Source organism: Acidobacteriota bacterium, assembly GCA_040752915.1.
Classification (GTDB): Bacteria; Acidobacteriota; UBA4820; order UBA4820; family DSQY01; genus JBFLVU01.
Genome location: JBFMHB010000054.1, coordinates 1 through 19,901 on the forward strand (window position 1 = coordinate 1; position 19,901 = coordinate 19,901).

The 19,901-nt window shown below is 66.9% G+C and carries 11 protein-coding genes; 9 read left to right on the forward strand and 2 right to left on the reverse strand.

Features of this window, described 5'->3' with window-relative positions:
• Positions 1–290: 290 nt before the first annotated feature.
• From AB1824_10115 to AB1824_10135, 5 genes are all read left to right on the forward strand, one after another.
• Positions 291–1,406: a polysaccharide biosynthesis/export family protein gene (locus AB1824_10115; protein ID MEW5765320.1), complete on the forward strand. Its 1,116-nt coding sequence runs from the start codon at positions 291–293 to the stop codon at positions 1,404–1,406.
• A gap of 78 nt (positions 1,407–1,484) precedes the next feature.
• Positions 1,485–3,611 carry a polysaccharide biosynthesis tyrosine autokinase gene (locus tag AB1824_10120; GenBank protein ID MEW5765321.1) on the forward strand — a complete coding sequence of 709 codons (2,127 nt, stop codon included), beginning with the start codon at positions 1,485–1,487 and terminating at the stop codon, positions 3,609–3,611.
• A 142-nt stretch (positions 3,612–3,753) separates the two neighbouring features.
• Positions 3,754–4,224, forward strand: a complete 471-nt coding sequence (locus tag AB1824_10125) for a hypothetical protein (GenBank protein ID MEW5765322.1) — start codon at positions 3,754–3,756, stop codon at positions 4,222–4,224.
• A 114-nt stretch (positions 4,225–4,338) separates the two neighbouring features.
• The gene (locus tag AB1824_10130; protein MEW5765323.1) at positions 4,339–5,838 is read left to right on the forward strand and encodes a bifunctional glycosyltransferase/class I SAM-dependent methyltransferase; all 1,500 of its coding nucleotides are present in this window, start codon (positions 4,339–4,341) and stop codon (positions 5,836–5,838) included.
• Positions 5,839–5,854: 16 nt separating this feature from the next.
• Positions 5,855–7,792 carry a DUF6798 domain-containing protein gene (locus AB1824_10135; protein ID MEW5765324.1) on the forward strand — a complete coding sequence of 646 codons (1,938 nt, stop codon included), beginning with the start codon at positions 5,855–5,857 and terminating at the stop codon, positions 7,790–7,792.
• Here the strand turns inward: AB1824_10135 and AB1824_10140 are convergent.
• Entirely contained in the window at positions 7,774–10,053 is a 2,280-nt protein-coding gene (locus AB1824_10140) for a hypothetical protein (protein MEW5765325.1), read from the reverse strand. The two genes, AB1824_10135 and AB1824_10140, sit on opposite strands and share 19 nt — an antisense overlap.
• Positions 10,054–10,138: 85 nt before the next feature.
• On the opposite strand from AB1824_10140, the gene AB1824_10145 reads away from it, so the two are divergent.
• A complete protein-coding gene (locus AB1824_10145; protein MEW5765326.1) occupies positions 10,139–12,100 on the forward strand; it encodes a DUF6798 domain-containing protein in 1,962 nt (653 codons plus the stop codon).
• Here AB1824_10145 and AB1824_10150 read toward each other — a convergent pair.
• Positions 12,097–14,394: a YfhO family protein gene (locus AB1824_10150; protein MEW5765327.1), complete on the reverse strand. Its 2,298-nt coding sequence runs from the start codon at positions 14,392–14,394 to the stop codon at positions 12,097–12,099. The two genes, AB1824_10145 and AB1824_10150, sit on opposite strands and share 4 nt — an antisense overlap.
• A 143-nt stretch (positions 14,395–14,537) precedes the next feature.
• On the opposite strand from AB1824_10150, the gene AB1824_10155 reads away from it, so the two are divergent.
• The 3 genes from AB1824_10155 to AB1824_10165 all read left to right on the forward strand — a co-directional run.
• Positions 14,538–16,811: a YfhO family protein gene (locus AB1824_10155; protein MEW5765328.1), complete on the forward strand. Its 2,274-nt coding sequence runs from the start codon at positions 14,538–14,540 to the stop codon at positions 16,809–16,811.
• A complete protein-coding gene (locus AB1824_10160; GenBank protein ID MEW5765329.1) occupies positions 16,808–18,739 on the forward strand; it encodes a DUF6798 domain-containing protein in 1,932 nt (643 codons plus the stop codon). Before AB1824_10155 ends, AB1824_10160 begins: the two co-directional genes overlap by 4 nt.
• Before the next feature lie 104 nt (positions 18,740–18,843).
• Positions 18,844–19,901, forward strand: a 1,058-nt coding sequence (locus tag AB1824_10165) for a hypothetical protein (protein ID MEW5765330.1), incomplete at its 3' end; no start/stop codon positions are given.

Sequence of the window (19,901 nt, forward strand, 5' to 3'; positions counted from 1 at the left end):
CGGCCGATGCTCGCATCGGCCGAAAGGCCGGCCCTTGCAAGCAAGGGCCGCTACAGTGGAGGCCTACGAGGGAGAAGATCGGCGTCAGGCGACGCCTCCCCCAGGACGGGAGACGCGGAACGGCAACGTACCTGACGGGGGAATGGGGAAGGGTGCGGGAACGTTAGACATCGAGACAGGCGAGGGGTATACTTGAGAAACGCCGGCGGGTTTGTCGCTCAAAGAGGATCCGCCGCATTGAGAAACCGGAAAGGTCCATGAAGGAAAACCTGGGAAATCCTCGTCGTGGTATGGCCGCCGCAAGGATGGCGGGGGCGGTTCTGGCGGCATGGCTCGGCACCGGGGTTCTGGCCTCGAGCGCGGGGGATCTTCGCGTGACGGGCAGGGCCGGTGAAATCCGGTGCGAGGCGCCGGGAAGCCTCACCGTCACGGGAGGGTCCGCTGGAGCCGTCCAGCGATGGGTGGTCCGGGCGGAAGGGGCCGTCACCGTGGCCGCCGGGCTGGAGCCCTTCGTCCACCGGGTTCGCGAGGGGATCTCCGTGGAGCTTCCCGCGGGGTCGGGGCCGACGCTGACCTGGCTCCCCCAGGGGCTCCTGTTTCGCTGGACCACGGGCGCGGACCCGGGGAGCCCCGCGGACGTCTTCGCCACCACCACGCCGCCCGCTTACCCGCTGGGTCCGGGGGACAAGATCCAGATCACGGTCTACAACGAGCAGGACATGAACCAGACCGTGGTGGTGGACCCCTCGGGCGCCATCACCTTGCCGGTCCTCGACAAGGTGGAGGTGCAGGGCCTGTCGGTCAACCAGCTCCAGACGCGGCTCGAGGGCCTGCTGGGGCAGTTCGTGAAGGCGCCGCAGGTGAACCTCCAGCTCATCGAGTACGGGAGCCGCTACGTGAACGTCCTCGGAGAGGTGGGCAACCCGGGGCGCGTGCCCCTCAAGGGCGCCCTCAAGGTCCTCGACGCCGTGAGCCAGGCGGGCGGATACACGAGCAAATCGGGGGACGTGGAGATTTCCCGCCGGGATTCCACGGGAAAACTGCACACCCGGGTCTTCCCCCGCGAGGAGCTCCTCGGGGCCTCCAGCGAGAAGGGCAACATCTACGTGCTGGACCAGGATGTGATCAACGTGCAGGCCATCAAATCGGTGTACGTCTCGGGCGAAGTCAAGAACCCCGGGTCGTTCCCCTACAACCGGGACATCACCCTCCTTCGGGCCATCACCCTCGCCGGAGGGTTCACCCAGTGGGCCAAGAAGGACCGAGTGGACGTCCTCAGGGAGACCCCCGACAGCGCCCCGCGGGTCCTTCAGGTGGATGTGTCCGAGATTGAGAAGGGCCGCCTGGAGGACCTGCCGCTCCTTCCCAACGACCACGTGGTGGTCAAGGAAAGGAAGTTCTTCTAAGAGTTGGGCTTGGACGGCCGGCGGGAAGCGCCGCGCAAGGGTCGGTGAGGCGCCGGGAGCAGGAGAGCGGAGCGAGAGATGCCAGGAAGCGATACCGGGAACCCCATCCTTCAGGAGTCGCCCGAGCCACAGGAGTTCGACCTCCTGAAGTGGGTCCAGCTCTTCTGGGAGCACCGCTGGTGGATCGCGGGGATCACGGCCGCCGCCGTCCTCGCCGCGGGGTTGTACAGCTTTCTCGCCCGCCCCATCTACTCGGCCACGGCGACGATCTACGTCCAGTCCTACAGCCGGACGCCGCTGAACACCTACAACCCCACGGGCGCCACCTCCTGGATGGAGGAGGAGAAGTTCTACAACTCCCAGGCGGAGATCATCCGGAGCCAGGCCGTCATGCAGGACGCGGCCGACCGCCTGAAGCTGGCCACCCACCCGGGCTTTCGGGAGATGGAGAACCCCTCCGAAGCCTGGAGGGCTCTGGCGGCCATGACCAAGGTGGAGACGGTGCGGGACAGCGCCCTCTTCAAGATCACCGTGAGCGGCCCCTACAAGGAGGACGTGGCCAAGTGGGCCAACATGGTGGCCGAGGTCTACCGGGACAAGACCCTGAGGGACGCCCTGGAGGTCATCCGCCGGGCCAACGAGGCCATGCTCGAGGAGGCCCGGAAGATGCAGGAGGAGTACGTGCGCCAGCAGGGGCTCGTCGCCTCCACCCTGCAGGCCTCGGGCTCCTACTTCCCGGAGAACCAGAAGGAGATCCTCGACAAGCGTATCGAGGCCCTCGAACTCAAGCTCAACGAGGTGGCCGTCCGCGAGAGCGAAACGAGCGCCGTGGTGGGGCAGATCCGCCGCTCCCTCGCGCGGGGCGAAGACGCCGCCAGCCTCCCCTCCACCCTCGGCGATCCGGGCGTGCAGGAGATGACCAGGCTCTACAACGAGATGGCGCGGGAATTGAGCCGCCTCTCGGTCAAGTACACACCCCAGCACCCGGAGGTCAAGGCGCTCAAGACCCGCCTCTCCCGCCAGGGACAGGCCATTCTGGAGAGCTACCAGGCCCAGCTGGGCGCGCTCTACTCCGAGAAGGCCAACCTCACCGCCGAACTGGAGGGCGTCAAGCGCCAGGGCCTGCAGTTCGTGGAGGGGGCCTCTCGGGGCGAGGCCCTGACCACCAGCGGGGCGGCCATCAAGAAGTACATGGACCTCCTCTACGACAAGATGAAGGAGCTGAATGTCAGCTCGGCCCTCCTCTCGAGCAACGTGCGCCTGGTGAACGCCGCCCTCCCGCCCACGGCGCCGGTGCGTCCCCGCAAGGCCATGAACCTGCTCCTGGGGCTCATGCTCGGCCTCATGCTCTCGGCGGGGTCCGTGGTGGCCTACCAGTACCTGGACACGTCCGTGAAGGACGTGGACGTGCTGGAGGCTCGGCTGGGCCTCAACCTCCTCACCCTCGTGCCCACCATGGGCAACGGCACCGACCGGGCCGTGGTGGAGGCCTTCCAGACCCTCCGGACGGCCCTCATCTTCGCGAGCGAGAACCAGCAGAAGAACCTCCTCCTGGTGACCTCAGCGGGGCCCAAGGAGGGCAAGACCACGGTGGCCGTGAACCTGGCGAGGACCCTCGCCGCCACGGGGGACCGCGTGTTCCTCATGGACTGCGACTTGAGGCGCCCCCAGGTGAACCGGACCCTCAACAACCTCGCGGGCAAGAAGGGCCTGACCCTCTACCTCGCCGAGAAGGGGGCCACCCTCGAGGAGTTCGTGGTCCAGGGCCCCCACCCGAACCTCTGGGTGCTGGCCTCGGGCCCCATCCCGCCCAACCCTCCCGAACTCTTCTCCATGAAGCGCTTCCACGACCTGTTGGAGCGCCTGAGGAAGGAGTACGACTGGGTGATCCTGGACTCGCCGCCGGCCCTGAGTTTGGCCGACGCGCAGATCCTCGGCGCCATGACCGACTTCGCCCTCCTCGTGGCCCGCTACAAGAAGACCCTGCGTCCCATGCTGGAGCGCACCGTCCTGACCCTGCGGCGCCACCAGATCCCCGTGGCGGGAGTGGTCCTCAACGACGTGGATCCCAAGTCGGGCAGTTACTATGAGAACTACTACTACAGCCACTACTACTACGAGACCGGCAAGGAGCCCAAGAAGATCCCCTGGATCATGGGCAAGGCCGGAGCGTGGGGCGAGATATTCCGGAGCAAGTCGGTGTGAGGGGGCTCGGGCGGCGCCTCCCGCAAGGAGGAGGCCCGCCGGACCGACCCCCGGGCGGGTGGAAGTGATACAAAGAGACGGGGTTGCGGTGGTTGACTTGAAAGCGGCCACCCCTTATATTGCAGGAACAGGAGGACGTGTCATGCGCAAGGTCCTGATCGTGGTGGCCGGTTTGGCCCTCTGCCTTTTTGCTCTCTCGGCCTTCGCCGCCAACGCGGAGGATCCCATCACCCAGGGCGATTTCGCCGTGCTTCTTGCAAGCGCCCTCGGAAAGCCCGCCCCCCAGGGCGGTTGGACCCCCGCCAGCGCCACCCAGTATCTCGGTCAGGGCGGAATCTCCCCTCTGACGGGCTTCTGGAACGCGGGCGCCGTGCTGAAGGAGGGCGACCTGGCCCACCTCCTGCGCCGCATGGGCCTCAACTTTTTCACCACCCAGCCCGAGGATCCCGTCACCTGGGGAAAGGCCCAGGCGGTCCTGGGCCAGCACCGCGATTTCTTCCGGACTTACAACCCCCAGGGGCGCGTCCCCGGGGCCACCACGACCCACGTGAACACGGGCGTGGGCGGGCAGGACGCCGCGGCTCCTACGCCGGCCTCCCCCAGCACTCCGTAAGAACCCCCACCTCGTTCGAGGTCCTCGCGGCCGCCGGGAAACCGGCGGCCGCTTCGCGTTTCGGCGCCTCCGCGGGCCGGGATTTCGGCTAGAATGGGGCCGAGAGGGACCGCCATGGGAGAGGACGCGCGCCAAGGGGCCGGGACGAACGGGGGCTCCCCCCTGCGCTTCGCCGTCTTCGTCGTGGCCTACAACGCCGTGACGACCCTCGCCCGGGTCCTGGACCGGATCCCGCCCGAGGCATGGGATCGTCTCGAAGAGGTCTACGTCTTCGACGACGCGAGCACGGACGATACGGCCCTCCTCGGCGAGGGGTACCGGGCCTCCCGGGGCCGCGAGAAGCTGAAAATCTACCGGAATCCCATGAACCTCGGGTACGGCGGGAACCAGAAGAGGGGCTACGACTACGCCCGGGAGCGGGGCTTCGACTATGTGATCCTCCTCCACGGGGACGGACAGTACGCCCCGGAGATGATCCCGGAGTTCTTGAGGGTGGCGCGGGAGCGCCGCCCCGCGGCGGTCTTCGGTTCGAGGATGATGGCCCCGGGGCAGGCGCGCCGGGGCGGGATGCCCCTGTACAAGTACGTGGGCAACCGCCTCCTCACGGCGTACGAAAACGCCCTCCTGGGAAGCCGCCTGTCGGAGTTCCATTCGGGGTACCGGATGTACGCCGTGGAGGCGCTCAGCCGCCTGCACTACCCGGCCTACACGGACGACTTCCACTTCGACACCCAGATCATCGTGGAGCTCCTCCATCAGGGCCAGGAGATCGTGGAGATCCCCATCCCCACCTATTACGGCGGGGAGATCTGCTACGTGAACGGGATGCGGTACGCCCGGGACGTGGCGGCGGCCGTTCTCCGGTACAAGCTCTTTTCCCTGGGCCTTTTGAGCTGTCCCTGGATCGGGGAGGAGGCCTCCCGGCGCTACCCGGCCAAGACCAGCCCCCTGTCGAGCCACATGCGCGTGAGCCGCATGGTCCCGGCGGGCGCGCGGGTCCTGGATGTGGGCGCCGAGGGAAGCTACGCCGCCAAACTGAGGGAGAAGGGGTGCGCCGTCTCAGGGATCAACGACCGTCCCCTGGAGGGCGCCGAAGCGCAGCCCTACGAGCGGCTCTGGGTGAGGGACCTGGACCTGGAGGGCCTGCCCCCGCCCGCGGAGGCGGGGCGTTACGACTGCATCGTGCTCGCCGACGTCCTCGAACACCTCAGAACGGCGCCGGCCTTGCTCTCCCAGGCCAAGGACCTGCTGGCCGAGCGGGGAGTGGTCATCGCCTCCACGGGGAACGTGGCCCACTTCACCGTGCGCCTCGGCCTTCTCTTCGGCCGCTTCACGTACCGGGAGCGGGGCATCCTCGACGGGAGCCACGTGCGCCTGTACACGCGCCGGACCTTCCGGCGCCTGCTGGAGTCCCAGGGCTACCGCATTCTCAGGCAGAAGGTGACACCCATCCCCTTCGAACTCTTCGCCGGAAAGAGCCGCGCCGCCCGCGTCTTCTGGAGGGGAGTGGAGTACGGGTATTACGGCGCCGCCCGCCTCTGGCCTTCCCTCTTCGCTTACCAGTTCATCCTCCTCGCCGTGCCCCAGGGCCGCCCGGCCCCCGGGCGCACCTGACCGGAGCGCGGGCGCCGTGGCCGGCGGAGGGGCGGAGCGGGTCGAGGGGAAACGGGGCACGCCCTTCCTCCGAGGGGTTCCCTGGCTCCGTCACGCGGGCCTCGCGGCCTGCACCCTCCTGGCGGTGGCGGCGAGGGGGTACGGCTACGGGGTGGAGGACCAGAACCTCTACCTGCCCTTCCTGCTGAAGTGGAACGATCCGTCCCTGTTTCCGGCCGACCTCCTCCTGACCCAGGGCTTCGCGCGCGAGTCGGTGGTCTGGGTGCTCCTTTCGGCGCTCGGGCGCCTCGCGTCCCTGGAGGCGGTGTTTCTGGGTACGTACCTTGCGGCCAGCTACGCCACCTTGTTCTTCGTGCACCGCCTGGCCCGTGCCTGGTGGGACGACGGGGCGGCGGCCTGGATCGCGGTCTTCCTCTGGATCCCGGCCTATACCGTTCCCGGCGTGGCCAACACGACCTTCGACGCGTACCTCACCACGCGAATTCTGGGGGGCGTCTTCGCGCTGGCGGCGCTGGAGGCCTTTTTCCGGCGCCGGAACGGAGCCTCGGCCCTCTGGGTGCTGGGGGGCGGCCTCGTCCACCTCGTCACGGCGGTCCCAGTGGCCGCCGGGCTGGTCCTAGCGCACGGGGTGAGGGGCCGCTGGCGGCCCGCGGCGCAGGTGACGGGAGCCCTGGGCGCGGCGGGAGGCCTCCTCTGGGCCTTCGGCGCGGGGGCGGGACGCCCCCACGCGCTCCTCGGCCTCTACTCAGGAGAATGGCTGGAGGTGGTCCGCCAGGTGGACGCGGAGTTGTTCCCTCTGCTCTGGCCCGCCGTCGAGTGGCGGCGCCTGATCTTCCTGCTCGCCTGCTTTGGCGGCCTCGCCGCCGTTCGATTCCTGGGCGGCAGGGCGACGCCCGCGGAACGGGAGGGGCTCCTGGTGGCCTCGGGAGCCCTGTTGGCGGCCGCCGCCGGCGTGGCGGGCTCGGCGGCGGGCGTGGCCCTCCTGGTTCAATTCTCCCTGTTGCGGGGGACGTGGCTCCTGATCCTCCTCCTGGCCCTGACCCTCAGCGGGTCCCTGGCGGAACTCCTCAGAACCGGGCGGGTTTGGGGCATCGGCCTGGGGGCCTTCGCGGCGGCCGGGTGGGCCACGGGGGCGGCCGCCCTCCAAGCATGCTCCACCGCCTGCGCGGCGGCCGTCCCCTGGCTCCTGCGGGCCGGCGACGGGTGGCGATGGGTGCGCGGGGATCGCAGTAGGTTGCTGCGCGGCCTCCTGGCGCTCCTGCTCCTCGTGCTCTTGTGGCACCTCGTGGATTTCCTGCCCATCGTCCACCCACGAAACCTCTTCGCGGACGGCCGGCCCTGGCTCCAGGCGGGGATCCTGGCGGCCGTGGCGGCCGGTGCGGCCCTTCTTCTGCCCTCGCTTCGAGGGGGCCGGGCGGCGCGGGTCCTGCCCGCGGCACTGGGCCTTTTCTTTCTCCTCGTGCCTCCGCGTCCCGTCGCCATGGCCCTGCACGACCGGCCGTGGTTCGGACGGATGTACGGCACCCGCGTGGCGCACGCCCGCGTGAAAGGGGCCCGGGCCGAGAAAGACCGGGAGGCCCTTCGGGCCATGGGGGACCTGGTACGGAGGCACGTGCCCGAGGGGGCCTCGGTGGCCGTTCCCTGCGATTGGATGACCTTCCGGCTCGATTCCCTCCGAAGCCCTTTCGTCACCTACAAGGACGGAGCCCCCGCCGAATTCGACGCCGCATACTGCGCCGAGTGGCTCCGCCGGGTCCGCCTCGTGAGGGCCTTCGAAGAGGGGGAAAGGCGCTGGACCCGGACGCCCGACCAGAGGCTACCGGAGGCGGTGTGGAGGGACCTCGCCCGGGGGCATGCCTCCGTCCGCCTGGAGTACCTGGTGAGCCGGCACGACTACGAGCTCCCCGTGGTCGGCGCGGCGGGAGGGATGACGCTTTATCGCCTTGGGCCCTGATCGCGTCGGCGGCGGAGCCGGAACGCTACGGCCGCCCCGCCGAGGGCCATCCAGGCGAGGGTGGAAACGAGGACTGCCGCGCGGGGGAGGCGGGCGTCGAAGGCCATTTCCACCTCGTGGGCGCCCGCCTCCAAATAAATTCCCCGGAACAGGAGGTCCGCGCGGCGGATGGGGACGGCCCGCCCGTCCACCGTCGCCTTCCAACGGCCGTCGAAGGCCTCCAGCACGATCAGGAGGGCGCGCTCGGCAAGGACCGCGCGCAGGGCCAGGCGGTGGGGTTCCCAGGCCCGCCACTCCACGCGCGGGGATCCGGCGGCGGGGCCCGCCGGGGCGGGGAAAGCCGGACCCTCCTGATCGCCCGCCAGGACGACGGCCGCTTCGTGGCCCCGGCCTTCCCGGAGAAGCGCCACGAAGGCGTCCCGCGCGGCCTGATCGTCCGGCGCGGCGAGGACCTCCCTCGCCAGAAAGGCCCGTGGCCCTGGCTCGAGCAGGACGGTCCTCAGGGGACCGCCCTTCGCCTCCGGCGCCAGCACGGCCCACCGCACCCCGAGGAACTTCAGGAGGGCGGGATCGGCCTTCTGCCAGCCGTAAAGGAGATGTCCAAGGTGGCCCCCGAGCCCGTAGGCGTGGGCCAAGGTCCGGGCCCCTTTCGGATTGAGGACCTGGGCCGAGCGGAGGTCCGAGACGCCCGACAGGAGGTGGAGGTTCGGGGTGAGGAGGGGGGCCCCGGTGGTGGGGCTGGCCTGGGCCCACATCCTGGAGGGGGGTTCGTTCGCGCTCCGGTCTTCGGCGGGGAAGACCCACCGGGGGGCGGGCGTGGAGGAAAAGTAGGGGTAGCGGAATCCCGAGAGGGCAAGGGGAAGCAGGGCGGCCGCCACGGCGAGGGCCGCGAGGAGCGCGCGCCGGACCGCCGGCTCCCGCGTTCCGAAAAGGAGGGGCACTCCGAGGAGGAGGATCGCCGCGAGCCAGAGGCCTCCGGTCCAGGTGCGAACGTCCGGAGGGACGAGCCGGAGGAAGCTCCAGGTCGTCAGGGCGGTCCAGAGGAGCAAGGCCCCCATCCTCCAGGCCCGCGCAGGGCGCTCCCCCTCCTCCCTCGACAACGAAGAAAGGCCAAAGACGGCCAGGACCGTGAGCGGCAGGACGGCGAGTTCAGAAGCGTGCAAGGGTGGGATGAGGCCCCCCAGGCGCAGGAGGCGGAAGGGAAGGGCGCCGGCGAGGGCCGGGACGGAATGGGCCAGGAGCAGGAGAAGTCCCGCCGCCGCGGCGCGGGCCTCCCAGCGCGCGGGACGCCGTGCGAAGGCGAGAAGGCTCCCCGCCCAGAGGAGCGGCTGGAGAAAGACGGGCCCGGAGGGATCGAAGAAGGCGGAGATCGGGTGTCCCAGGGCCACGGCCCGGTCCGGGCCCTCGGTCTTGTAGGACGAGACGTGCCCCAGCGTGGAGAGGACAGGGCCCCATTGGGCGGCCGAGAGCAGGAGGGCGAGGACGGCGCAGAGAAGGAGCCCCGCCCAGGCCCCGGCGCGGCCGATTCCGTTGCGGCCCGCGAAAAGAAAGTGGAGGGGGACGAGCGAGGCGAGCAACCACGCCGTCTCGGGCTGTCCGCTGAGGGCCGTGAGGGCCAGGCCCGCCGCCGCGGCGCACCAGGCGGCGAGGGAGCCCGAGTTCAGAGCCCGGAGGGTCGCGGCCGCCGCGGCGGGAAAGGCCCAATACGCCCAGGAGGAGCTCATGATCATGGAGGCCGAGGTGAAGGGGTTGAAGGTCCAGAGGAGCGCGCCCAGGAGGGCGGGCGTCTCGTCCAGGCCGGCCTCCTTGAAAAACCACCGGGCGCCGAGAAGGCAGGCCAGCGCCAACAGGACCCACTGGAGGGTGTAGGTGAAAGGGGACGGGTGGACGAGGAAAGGAAGGAGGAAAGGGGAGAAGGGGAGGACCTGGCCGTTTCCCACCCAGGCCCTGCCCATCCCCGTGAGGGGGTTCCACCAGGGAATCTCTCCTCCCCGCAGGCGCTGGGCGGTATAGAACGCGGCGGGGTAGTCCAGGATCACTCCCGTGGGGTCGTCGCCCGGCAGGTGGGAGAGGGCCGCGGGCAGGTCCCTCCCGCCGGCCGTCGAGCCCCTGAATTCGGGGGCCAGCAGGTGAAAGGGCACGGCGTGCCATCCCCAGAGGAGAGGCAGGAACTGGAGCAGGAGGACGGAGGCCAGGAGGAGGGACGTTCTTGGATGATCGGTTGGCACTGAGCCTGAGGAACGCCCGCTGGGGTCCGACAAGGGTCCTCCTGCGCGTATGGGTTCATTATCTCTTCGGGGACTCCTCCCCACAACGTCCCCATGGATTGAAGTAAGATGAAGAACCATGAGGCAGGCCTCACAGACCTTCATGCGTCCCCCGCACGATTGGAGAAAAGTCGTGCTCTTTCATGGGACCTTGGGGCTGTACACACTCGTGGCCTTTTTGGCGAGGGGGTACGAATTCGGAAAAGAGGATCAGAACCTGTACCTTCCGTTCGTCCTCCACTGGCTGGATCCCTCGCTTTTCCCAAACGACTACCTACTCACCTTGGGGTATGCGCGCGAGTCGATCTCCTGGGTTGCCATAACGGGCCTGGCCAAGTTCTTCCCCTTGGAAGCGATTTTCTTTTCCCTCACCACGGTCCTCAACTACGCGGTTCTTCTCCTCACCTTCCGAATTGCCCGACGGCTTTGGGCCTCCGAGGAGGCGGGGTGGATCGCGGCCTTTCTGTGGATACCCGCCTATTCCATTCCGGGAGTGACGTGCCTTTCCTTCGACGAGTACTTCACAACGAGAATGATCGGGGCCGTCTTCGGCCTGCTGGCTCTTGACGGTTTTCTCCGTCCGTCGCAGAGAACGTGTGTGGTCTCGCTGTTCCTGGGCGGGCTGTTTCACGTTGTCAGCATCCTGCCCGTGGCCGTCGGGGTTGCGGTGGCCCACGCCTGGGCCAGGCGGTTTCGCTCCGGCGCCTGGGCACTGGCTGCCGCTGCGGGGCCAGCCGTGGTGCTTTGGGCCGTCTCCACTTGGAGCGGGGCCCGGCACGATCTGCTGTTTCGATACTCCGGGTCCTGGCTCGACGTCTCCCGGCGCACCGCCACGGAGATCTTTCCTCAGAACTGGTCCGTCCACACCTGGCTTTCTATCGCTCTAGTCTGGGCCTTTTTTGGTCTTCTGGTCTCCACGCGAATCTTCCGCGATTCCGGGGAGGGGAACCGCCGGAATATCCTGGGCGTCGCCGCCGGGGTTGCCGGGGCGGAGATCCTCGGCATCGCAGGCGGGCTGTCGCTCATCGTCCTCCTCGTTCAGCTGTGCCTTCCGAGAGGCTTGCTTTACCTCGTGTTCCTTAGCGCGGTTCTCTTTGCGGGCGCTGTGATTCCGATGGCCAAGCGTGGACGTCTCGGGGCGCTCCTGGCCATGTGGGCGGTCCTTCTTTGGATGACAGGAACCCCGGCCGCTCAAGTCATCGCGTGCCTTCTCGTCGTCGGACACGAAAGGGCATCCGACCTGAGGCGCTGGCTCCGGGAGCGGTTTCTGCCTGACAAGATCCGAGTGTTGGCCGCTCTTACCGGTCTTCTGGCCCTCATTCTCTTCATTCAGGGAGCCGCCTTCTGGGCCAACGTGGACCCATGGACTTGGCTGCCGTCCTGGTCCCCCCTAGCCGCGGCTCTGGCCGGAGCGCTGACCGTCTTGGAGGGCCTGCGCAGACTCGTCGGTGGCAATCGTTGGGCCCCGGCCCTGCTCCCCCTGGGCTTTTGTGCGATGCTCCTCCTCTCCCCCACTCGGCCCGTGGTGGCCCTGCTGATGAAATCGAGGGAGGTTCGGGGGTGGTACGGCGGGCGCATCGCTTCCCACGTCGTAGCCCTGGCCGCGGAAAGCAGGAAACGAGAGATCGAGGTGCGGGCGGCCGAGTGGACGAGGCGAGAGGTACCTCCGGAGGCCACGGTTCTGGTGCCCCCGGACTGGATGCGATTCCGGGTGGAGTCCCTTCGGTCCTCGTTCGTGACCTACAAGGATGGAGTCCCCTCGGAATTCGATTCCGGTTATGCTGCGGAATGGTACGCTCGGATAACGGCGATCCGAGGCTTGCGTTGGGAGCGGGGAGGGTGGTCGAGGGAGACCTCCCTGCCCCTGTCCCGGACGGAGCTCCTCGATCTGGCCCGAAAATACCGGCCGATTCGGTTGGGTTACGTATGGAGCGAACACCCATATGACCTGCCCGCCAAAGGCCGGGCTGGAACCTTCACTCTGTACGCTCTGACCGACCCCTCCGCCCTTTCCGGCCGGCCCGATCGGGCTCCACCCTAGGCCGCCCCGCGCCCTCCGCCCGAAGAGGAGAGGAGTCGGCGGACCGCGAGGAGGCTCGTCCCGATCAGAAGTGTAAGGAGGGCGGTCCACACGCCCGCCCTGTGCGCCGGGCTCTCGAAGCGGAAAAGAACCTCGTGGGCGCCTGGCGGGAGCTGCACGGCACGAAAGACCCCGTTGCACCGCAGGATTTCGGAGGGCACGCCGTCGATCCAGACCCTCCATCCAGGGTGATAGGCGTCGGACAAGACCAGCAGGGAATCTCCTTCCGTTCGCGCCTGGAACAGCAGCCGGTCAGGTTCGTCGAGGAGCCAGGTCAGGAAAGGTGCCGAATCCCCACGGGCGGGGGGCGGGGGAGGCCCTCCCTCCACGGCCACCCTTTTGTCCGAGGATCCGTCCAGGAGACTCCTGCGGAAAAAAGCGCCGGCCTGGTCAAGGCTCTCGACGTTCACCCAGTCCATGAGGATTCGGGCCCTCGGCAGGGGGGATTCCACGCCCCAAACATCGAGGGGTTCGCCGGATTGTGCCAGGAAAAAGCCTCTTCGGAGAGGGGTCCCGTGGGGAACCGCCAGATGGGAGACGGAAACCCAGCGCAGGAAATCCGCGCTCGGGCGGTTGAACGCCAGCACCGTGCAGGACGGTTCCGATTTGTCCCACTCAAGATTGAGATTGAAGAGAGCGGGCGTGCGGTACGGTCCGTTCGACCGAAGGTCCGTGAGGTCCCATACGGGGGCGAGATTGGGGCTCAGGGGGGCGTTGAACCGAGTTCCTTCGAAGGTGGCCCCCGAGAAGCGACCGTGGTCCGGCACGTGTTTCGCAAGGTAGGCGACGCTCGTCGGCGGATCCACGGACGGCTCAAGAGGCGAGAGGAAGGAGTGCGGAGTGAACGGCACAACCAGGGGAATCGCCGCCAGGGAGGTCAGGGAGACTATTCGAAGGAAAGCCCCGCGGGGAGCGAGTGCGAGGCCGCCCAAGAGCAGCGCGGACTGGGCGGCGATCAGGTAGTGGAGGGGGGGAAACAGCGCCGGCCAAAAGATGGACCCGTTCACATAAAAGGCCCAGGATCCGCCAAAGTACAAGAGAAGTCCGTATGCGATGGCACGGACATTCCGAAAGCGTTCACTGGCCTGGGAGGCGATCATCAACCGGGCTCCCTGGAAACTCAGCCAAAGCAGGCCCGCCCAGAAGAGGATCTGAGCGTATCGGGCCACCATTTGGCCGCCCAGCGCCCCAGCCGCACGGACCATGTCCAGCGGCCCCCCCTGAAACTGGACGAACCCCCCCGTCAGGAGGAGGAGCGCTCCCGCTACCCATCCTCGGGTCCTCCGCTCCACAGCGGCGAAGGCAAGACCCCACAGGATCGGATGCACCCAGGCGGTCGAGCGGGGGTTGAACAGATCGGCGTAGAAGAGTCCTCCGATGCCTTTCCAGAACACTTTGTAGCTGTCCCAGCGGGTCAATTCGGCCAGGAAGGGAAAGGTGTGAACCGCCGTGAGGCCTCCGAGGAAAAGCGAAAAGAGACCCAGGCGCACCAGTACCGAAGGGATCCGAAGGCCCGTTTCAAGCAGAAAACAGGCATAGGCGAGGGCGGTGATTCCGGAAACCAGGAGTGCCTCCTCGGGATGTCCGGAGAAGACCGCGAAGGCGCACCCCAGGGCAGGCCACCAGGCGTGTGGAGGTCCACTCCTGGCCGCCCGGTGCGCCAGGAAGAGGCCCCACCCCAAGAACCAATCGGCCCAGCCGTTGGAAAGATACATGGCTTGAAGGGTCCAGGGGTTGAAGGCGGAGAGGCAAGCCCACGCCGCCGCCAGCACGGGCCTCCCGCCTGCATACCGGAAGAAGAGGAAAAGCCCCAGAAGACCAGCCAGAGCCTTCAGGGAAACGCCGATCCAGAAAGTGTTCGCGGATGGCGAGTAGAAGAAGGGGGCCATGAATACGTCATAGGGCTTGCTTTGCGGGTCAGCGACGGCGGGGGTACCGCATCCGACGGAGGGATTCCAGAGGGGAAAGCGGCCTTTGTTGAATTCCTGCGCGAGAAAGTGATAGGCAGGCCAGTGAATCCAGAGGAGGGATGCGTCTTGATTCGGGAATCGGGTGATCGCGGTGGGAGCGCGCTGTTCCGCGGGGAGCCCGAGCAGGGTCGGGTCGGGAAGGACGTGGAACCCCATGTAATTCAGGCGGAACACAAAAACGGGCGCGAAGAAATAAAGCCAGACCGCGAGGAGCAGAAAAACGGCAAGACCCCAATCCCGCGCTGACGTGCCTTCGCCCGGCAGTTGGGTCCTTTCTTGCCTCACAGTTCGCTCTCCGCCGCTCGTGGCCAACCTCCCGATTCCTCGCTTTCGGCCATGGCTCCTGCAATGTCCGTATAATGATACTCGAATCGGGGACGGGGGATGAGATGGGAGTGCGAAGGCACTCGCAACCAGAGAGGAAGCGGGTGGGTCAAAAAGACGTGAGGTCCGGTCGGACGATCTGGGGCGTCTTCTGTCTCCTAATCGGGGCGGCGGCCGTCCTGTACTTTCTTCCGTTCTTGGCCGGCGGGAAAACCCTCCCTTCCTTCCACTGGGAGCCGGGGAGGGTCACGGGCATTCCGGAGGGAGGGGCGGCTCCTTCCATCCACCGGAATTTCCCGGGCAAGGACAACGCGCCGATTCTCGTCCACTACCCGAACGCCGCCTTCGCCGGTTCCTGTCTTCGGGACGGCCGTCTACCACTGTGGAACCCCTACGTGGCATGCGGAACGCCCGCCCTGGGTTCAGGGCAGGTGCTGCCCTTCTCCCCCTTCCTCTGGTTGTTTTACGTTCACTCCGATCCCTGGACCTATACCCTCGGCCTGCTCTTGGGAAGCCTTTGGTGCGGGTGGGGAGGCTACCTCTGGCTGGGGCGATTCGGCCTGGCCTCATGGCCGAGAGCCTTCGGCGCCGTCCTGTGGGCCTTCAACCCCTACACCCTCCGCATCCTGACTTTCAGCAACGTGTGGGCGGCCTGGTGGTTCGGTTGGCTTCTTTGGGCCTGGGACCGGTGCCTCGACCCGAGGGATCGAAGATGGTGGCTGCCGTCGATCATGGTTGCGGGGACGGTCTACTGCGGCCATCCGGAGGAGGCTCTCCTTCTTGCGGTCGGATCGGGCGTGTACGCAATGGCGTGCTGGGTTGCGTCCGAAAGGTCCGGGCGTCTCTCCCTAAGGGCTTGGGTGGCTCGCGCCTCGGGCGCTGTGGCCCTGGCAGGGATCCTTACGGCCGTTCACCTCCTGCCCGTGCTTGCCCACCTGTCCGAATCCTTTACATACAAATTGACCACCCCCGAACGGTGGACTCGGGCAAGCCTCGCCTTGGAAAGTGTGCTAAACCCCCGTTCGGAGGTCTTTGTGGCCCCTCTCTTCTGGGGGCTTGCGGTGGTGGGGCTGGCGGGTTGGAGTGCCGCTGGAGCGGGGAGAAGGCTCTGGCCTGTCCTGGTTCTTCTCGTTTTTTCCATTCTCATTCTGTTTCGTCCCCTTCCCTGGTCCTTTCTTATGGGACCCCTCACCCTGGGGGGCATCCTCCCCGGACTCTACGCACGAGGCCTCTTCTGGTTTTCGACGTCGGCTCTCGTCGCCATCGGAGCGGGCAAGCTTTGGGAAGCCGCAAGGGAGCACCGGCGGGCGTCCGTGCGCCAGCTCTTGCTTGGAGGGCTGGCCTTTGCCGGGCTTTGCTGGGCGGCCTATCTGGACGGCTCCATGGTCCACGTCCTCCTTCGCCCCGACGTGCTCGTTCTCCAGGGAGTATTGATGGGGGTGCTCGCCTCCGGCGTATTGCTGAAGCCCGAGCGCCTCAAAGCGGGGGTCCTCACATTGGGTTTGGCCGTGGCGGCCGTCTCCCCCCTCGTGTGCCACTCGCCTGGATTTCGCTATTACGATGCCTTCGGCGCGGGTAGCCCCCCTTCGTCGCTCCCAGGCTTGGGAGGTGGGGGTTCCGAGGAGAACCACGCGAGGATATGGGCAGGAGGGCCCGATTATTGGCGTGCACCCGACCTCTCCCCCAACCTGGCCAGCCTGTGGAAAGCGCGAGATGTCCGCCTGGTAGATGTTCTGGTCCTGCGGCGCTACATGCGCATCGAGACGGCCCTCTCCGGCCCCCGACCCGAACCGGCTTCGACTTGGTTCCGGTTTCATGGGGCCGCTCCGGGGGATCTGGGCCTGCTTGGCGTGGACCGGATCGCCCAATCCGAGGGCCGAAACTCCGGCCGTTTTCGCTGGATCCCTGTGGAGCGGCCTCTCCCTCGTGCGTTCCTGGTTCAGAGCATCGTTCCGGCCTCGGACGAGGAGGATTCCCTCCGGAAATGGTCCAAGCTCCGATCCTCGGGTGCCTTACACGGCATGGCCGTGGTGGAGGGGTGGTCGGGTGGAAGGGCGGGGCCAACGGAAGCCACCTTTGAAAGCATAAATTGGATTTGCGACCGGGACGACCGGGTGGAGCTGGCCGTCACGTCCCCATCGCCGGCGGTCCTCGTCCTGCTGGATACTTACGCCTCCGGCTGGAAGGCCACAGTGAACGGCGCCTCCGCCCGGATCTACCCGGCCAACGTGGCCTTCCGCGCCGTCGAAGTGCCTGAGGGAAAGTCGCGAATTGTGTTCTTCTACCGGCCCCGGTCCGTGTACGCCGGGCTTACGATCAGCCTCTTCGGTTGGATGGCTGTGGCTGTCTTGGCGTGGCGTCGTAGGAGGCGAGGTTGACGGACCGTCCCGGGAGAACATCATCGGGAGGATCGGCTTGGTGGCTTTGGGCCGGAGCGGCCGCGGCGGTGTGCGCAACTCTGGTCAGGGGGTATCGGTTCGGGGTGGAGGATCAGGCTCTCTACCTGCCCTTCGTTCTTCACTGGATCGATCCTAGTCTCTTTGCCGGAGATTACCTCCTGGCTGCGAGTTGGGCGAAGGAGTCCCTGGTCTGGCCCTTTCTGGCGGCCACCGGAAAGTGGTTTTCGCTGAAGGCGATGTTCTTTGGACTGCATTTTCTCTGCACTCTTGTTCTCTTCGCCTTCTTGTTCGGGACGGCCATGGAGGTGTGGAGGCGGGTCGAGATTGCCTGGCTGGCTGTCTTGTTGTGGCTACCCGCGTACGAAATCCCCGGAGCGGGGATCAACACCTTCGATGACTATTTCACGACTCGATCCGTGGGCTTCGTGATCGCAGCGGCCGGGCTCTATCTTCTTGTTCGAGGAAGGCATTGGTTGGCAGCAAGTGTCTTGGCCGGGGGCTGTTTCATCCACGTCCTCTCGGTGCTGCCTCCCATGGCGGGTCTCGTAGTCTCACTCCTTCTGGAACGCAAGGTCAGGGATGCGTGGCGAGTCGTTTTGTTCTTCGCCGGCACAGGGCTCCTCTTTCTTGTGTACACGCGGTTCTTGGGCGCGCGGCATGACCTCTTCATGCGGTTTCCTGAAGAAACCAGAGAATTGCTTTGGACGACTTTTCCCGATTTGTTCCCGCAAGGCTGGTCTTTTTCCACTTGGTTGGGAGCAGGGGTCTACCTGGGGATCTTCGGGCTGGCCTTCCTGTGCAGGTGGCGTTGCGGAACGATGGGGCAGGCCGAACGCAGGGTCTTTTCAATGGGGGCGGGGGCAGCGCTCTCGGCGGTTCTGGGCCTTGCTGGAACCTGGTCGAACCTGGCCCTCTTTCCGCAACTGTCCCTGCTTCGGGGGCTTTATTGGTTGGTCCTCGTGACCACCCTCATTGTGGCGGCGGAAGGCGCCCGCTGGTTGGAGAGCCCGAAAGCCCGCATCCGGATGGCAGGGGTCTACCTCTTGTCATCCTGGATCATGGGTGCGGTAGGCGCCCATGCTGTTGTCTTTGCCGTTATGGCAGCGTGCGTTCTGAGAGAATCTCCAGCCTTGGGTCCGCCGGTGGGTCCCCTGGATCGGATCGGAGGTCTGGCTTGGGTCCTGATGGGTCTTCTCGTTCTTCTTCAGGCGTATTGGATGATCGTGCTTCCCGCGATGGGCTTTTGCAGGGAAGCCAACGGTTTGCCGGTCGCCATCCTGGCCTGCGCGACAGTAGGAATCGCCAGCCGGCCTCCAATAAGGGTGGGAGGCGCCTCAGCGGTTCGTGTCGGCGCTCTTTGGCTGGGAATCCTGACGGCCCTCGTCCTCTTCCCCACCGAGCCCATGGTGCACCTGTCGGGAAAGCGTCCCGCTCTGTCTGCATGGTTCCCGTCTCTGGAGCAGGCAGTTCATCGAACGCAGGCGAACCGCGCGTCGGAGGCCTCGCGGCGCCGCATGGCCGAAGCCGTCCAAGCCGCCGTCCCCAAAGGGGACACCGTCGTTGTGCCTCCTGATTGGACGGATTTCCGCGTCCTGACAGGCCGCGCCTCTTTCGTGACCAGAAAGGACTTCTGTGGCGCCCTGTACGATCGGTCCTTCCGGGCAGAGTGGATGAATCGTATGGACGCTTTGAAAATTCCCTATGGCCGAGGCGGCGAGGAGACTTCGGTCTTCCGTCTGCGCGAGGAGGAATGGAGAGCCTTGTCTGGTCACTACGCTCCGCTCCGTTTGAACTTCTTGATTACTTCGGAACCCCTCTCGCTGCCGAAACTAGCCGCTTCTCAGGGCCTTTTTCTGTACTGGATTGGTGAAAGTCCTGCGGACATCGGGCAAGGGTCCAATCCATGACCCATCCGCACCCTGCCTCCGCAAACGGACGCCTGATCACGTTTGCGACACTGGTGGTCGGGGCGGTTGTCTTCTCTTGGCCCTTGGCCTTGGGTCTCCATTTGGTGCCATTTCACGTATTCGCCGGAGATCCGACGCTGGAAGGGATCGACCTCAACGCCAACAGACCCCTTTTGGCGACCTTCGACTCCGCACCTGTGACCCTGTTCTACGCCCAGAAGGCGCAAGCGGCGCGGGCCCTGAGGGAGGGCGAACTTCCCCTGTGGAACCCCTACGCCTCCCTCGGCGCGCCCCTCCTCGCCAACGGCCAGAGCCAGCCCTTCGCGCCCTTTTTTCTCCCCTTCCTGATCCGTCCGACGCCCTGGGTGTATTCGGCGTGCATTCTGGCTCAGCTCCTCTTCGCGGGATGGGGGGCGGCCCGGTGGCTGGGCAGGCTCGGCGCGGAGCCCTGGGCGCGGGCCGTGGCGGCGGCTCTGTTCGCTTTCAACCCTTACGCCCTCGGCTTCTCGATCTACTCCAACGTGTGGGCCTACGCCTGGTTCCCGTGGGTCTTCGAGGCCGCCGAAGGGTGGGTGCGGAAAGAAACCGGCTGGCGCCGCATTCCCGTTCTCCTGGCGCTCATGGCCCTCAGCGGCCACCTGGAGGAGGCCTTTTTCGGCGCCGCCGGGGCCTTCGCCTACCTGGCCGTTCGAATGGGCCAGGAGCGCCGGTGGGGACCGGGCTGGAAGCGCTGGGCGGCCCTCCCCGCGGCGGCGGCGGGGCTCTCGGCCCTTTGGCTCATTCCCTTTCTGGAGTATCTGGCGAACGTCACCTCGCCCCGGTTCGAGGCCAACGTGCCCTACCCGTACCACCCCTCCGCGCCCTTCGTCATCGGGGGCGAGGTGCTCTGGCCGCCCCTCCTCGTCGGATTGGCGGTGGCGGGCGCCGCGGCTCCCGCGTGGCGATGCGTCCGGTGGGCCCTCCTGCCCGCCGCCCTCTGGGCCGCGGCGGTCATGTTCCCCGCCCCGCTCTGGCTCCAGCGCCTCGGGACGCTCGACTTCATGAGCGGCCGGTACGGCCGCTCCCTGGCCTGGTTCGTCCTGGCCACGGCGGCCGCCCTCGGCCTCCACGCCCTGCGCCGCGAGGAAGGGCCGGGCCTTCGATGGGCCGCGGCGGTGGCGGG